2 protein-coding genes are annotated in these 3,260 nt (G+C 44.6%); both read left to right on the top strand.

What is annotated here, in order from left to right; translation table 11 throughout:
- Nucleotides 1–396 precede the first annotated feature (396 nt).
- Entirely contained in the window at nucleotides 397–2,112 is a 1,716-nt protein-coding gene (locus tag AC805_RS10775) for a DUF3352 domain-containing protein (protein WP_055075439.1), read from the top strand.
- A gap of 212 nt (nucleotides 2,113–2,324) precedes the next feature.
- Complete coding sequence (locus AC805_RS10770) at nucleotides 2,325–3,038, top strand: DUF3386 domain-containing protein (protein ID WP_055075438.1); 714 nt, start codon at nucleotides 2,325–2,327, stop codon at nucleotides 3,036–3,038.
- Nucleotides 3,039–3,260 lie beyond the last annotated feature (222 nt).

Below are 3,260 nucleotides of genomic sequence, written 5' to 3'. Positions count from 1 at the left end.
GGTTTTAGGGTTTTATATTTAATTAAGCCTACTTACTTACAGCGCTTTGCGCCCAAACCCAAACCAAGGAAATTTTTGAAAGCCTCGCTAAGCAAGGCTTTCAAAAATTTCCTTGTGATTCGTTTGATCGATAATTGCTGTTATAAGGCACTGGCAGATAAAAAATGCCCCACCATGATACATAGCTTCGACTCCGCTCAGCTAACGTTGGCTATGCGGAGTCGAAGCCACAGATACTTTAATTACAATAAGTCCCTTAATGACTTTTTTCTGGAAAAGTGTATAGCGATCCCGTAGGTAGGGCTGAGCACTCTGATGATTTGTACCCGATTCTGTAGTATCTTGATTGAGACTTGGCGTTCAACATCTTGCAATTTTTAGGTTTATTCCATACCCATGTCGAAGTCATCTAGAACCAGTAAATCTGCTAAATCCAAACAGTCTTCAACGCTTATGTATATTGGCATAGGGGCGGCGACGATCGCCGCAGGAGCAGGGGGCGCATATTTGTTTGCACAGCGATCGCAATCGATCAAGGGAATTTTGGGTGCGGCCGCCGCAATCCCCCAAGAAGCGCAGGTGGTGATGGCTTTTAATACCAAATCAGAGCCGTGGAATAAACTAGCGCAGTTTGGCACACCTGCGTCGCAGAAGCTAATTGGTGATGGCATTACCAAATCACCGCTAAATTCATTACTGATCCAGAGTAAGACTGAATATAGCCGTGATGTGCAGCCTTGGTTAGAGGGATATATTATTACGGCACTCGTACCGAATACAGCACAGGCAAAAGCACCTGCGGCAACCCTCATAATTGCGCCAACCCGTGATTCTGGCAAGTCGGATCTTTTTTTGGAGAAATATCGCGGAGCCTTGTCGCAACAGGGAGCAAAATTTAGTCCCAAGCAATATAAGGATGTTACCTATTACGAATCACCAACGCGCGATCCTAATAACAGCGTCGTAACGGCAAATATTGGTGGACAATATGTGGCGATCGCCACGAATGCCAACTTGATCCAAAAGGCGATCGATACCTATAAGGGCAATAGTCCTTCCCTTGCCAAAAAATCAATTTTTGCCAAGATCTATGGCAATTCGCAACAAACCAAAATTGCCGAGCCGCTGTTACAGGTTTATCTAGATGGTGAAGTCGCCTTAGAATTTATCGGCTCGCAAGCCAATCTCAATCTAAACGAAGCAGCTATCACGCAATCTCGGCGAGAGTTAGATGCGATGACCCTAACAGGGGGAACCCAGAAAGAAGGTTTACGTTTTGAAATTAATACCTATCTTAAAAACGACAATTCTAATCCCCTTGCCAACAACGAAGCCAAGGTTCTCAGTTTGTTGCCTCAAGAAACATTTTTATTAGTTTCAGGGGTTAATCTCTACCAATCTTGGCAGTCCCTAGTGGCTCAAGCCAAGGGCAATGCCAGTTCGGCGCAGCTAATTGAGCAAATCCGCAAAGCTGTGAAAGATAGCACTAAACTCGATCTCGACCAAGATATTCTGAAATGGATGAATGGTGAATTTGCGATCGCGGCAATTCCGAACAATCAAGGTATCTTGGCTAATCCTGGCTTTGGATTTGTGGCGATCGCTCAAGCTGGGGATCTCAGCGCAGCGCAATCAACCCTTGATAAAATTGACAAGGTTGCCCAAAGTAATTCAGGGGGAATATTACCTAAGGGAGTCGATCTTAAACCCAAGCAGATCGGTGATAAATCCGTCGTCACTTGGGCGATCGGTAATGCCACCGTTGCCACCAGAGGGAGCCTAGACAATAATTTTGTTTTCTGGTCAATGGGCGATCTCGCTGATACCTTTGTGCCGAAAGCATCGAATAATTTACCTGACAGTAGCGCTTTCAAGATCCTTACCACCGATATTCCTAAATCCAATGGTGGCTATTTCTATTTGAATATGACTACAGCGCTCTCCCTTGCCGATCGCCTATTACCCCCTGAAGTGAAATCAAATCCTAGCTTCACCGAAATCCGTTCAGTACTGGATGCGATCAATGGAATTGCCGTAACTTCCACCAATGTCGATTCTAAAACTACCCGCTTAGATTTCCTATTTACGCTCAAGCCCACCCCTGGCAATTAAAGTTCAAAATGTAAGAGAGAGTTGCGGCGCAACTCTCTCTTACATTTTGAAAAAAGGGTTTAGTTTTTAATTCATAAAAGTGTTGTCACACTTTCGTGAATTGGTGTCATGGGGTGTAGCAACCCTCATTTCACAAAAATATTATCTCTCAACGCCTAGCAGAACGTAAAATAGAGAGATATCTTATTACTTGACTCAATACTTTTAGAAAAATGGTTACAACAACCGATATTAAGCCCGATACTAGAGCCCGCGATCTATTTCAGGCTGCTTACGAAAACCGCTATACATGGGATCCTAATTTTCCTGGCATGACCGCCAATGTATCCGTAGCAATTGATGGCGTGGCGAGAACTGGCAAGGCGAAGATCGCTCAAGATTTGTCCGTCGAGGTGAGTATGGACGAGCCTCTATTAATCGAACGTACTACCCGTACTCCTAGTGGCGAAGAAAAGACCGTATCTGTTGATGAAGGGCAGGAATGGCTCTACAACCAACTGCGTGATGTGGTAACCCACCGCAAACGCAAGAGCTTTGAGGATGCCCACGGAAAATCATCCTTTAGTCTTGGGGAAACCGACGAATCTGGATCTGTTGAAATTTTGGTGACAGGTGATTCGATGGGATCAAACTATAAAGTACGTGGTAACGAGATCTCTATGGTCAGTCGTGTCATGGGACGAATTGGTTTTACGATCAATCACCTCGGACATTTAGATACTGGTGAAGGCTATGTGTCTTCTCTATATACTGCGGTCTTTCGCAATCCCATGACCAATGAGATCGTACGTCAGGCTCGTTTTGAAGATACCTACGAGAAGTTGGGTAACTACTATGTAATGACTAAACAAGTCGTGCAATCCCACGAACAAGGTCAAACGAAAAACTACGAAATTATCTTTAGCGATATTCAGCTATTGGGCTAGTAAATTTACCTACAGTTTTGCGTAATCCAAAAGATGAGTGGCGGCGCTTCGCGCCGCCACTCATCTTTTGGATTTTGATTTGTCCTACAGCGCTTTGCGCTCAAACCCAAACCAAGGAGATTTTTGAAAGCGCTGCGAAGCAACGCTTTCAAAAATCTCCTTGTGTTTCGTTTGATCGTTGCTGTAAATCCCAAAAGAGGGTTGCCGCGCAAAGCGCGGCAA

The organism is Pseudanabaena sp. 'Roaring Creek', assembly GCF_001402795.1.
GTDB lineage: Bacteria > Cyanobacteriota > Cyanobacteriia > Pseudanabaenales > Pseudanabaenaceae > Pseudanabaena.
Note: the sequence above shows the minus strand (reverse complement) of the source record. Positions and strands in the feature narration are given on the sequence as shown.

What these genes read in the sequence shown, in the direction of transcription:
- AC805_RS10775 (WP_055075439.1), top strand. Translation starts at nt 397, where the DNA reads ATGTCGAAGTCATCTAGAACCAGTAAATCTGCTAAATCCAAACAGTCT.
- AC805_RS10770 (WP_055075438.1), top strand. Translation starts at nt 2,325, where the DNA reads ATGGTTACAACAACCGATATTAAGCCCGATACTAGAGCCCGCGATCTA.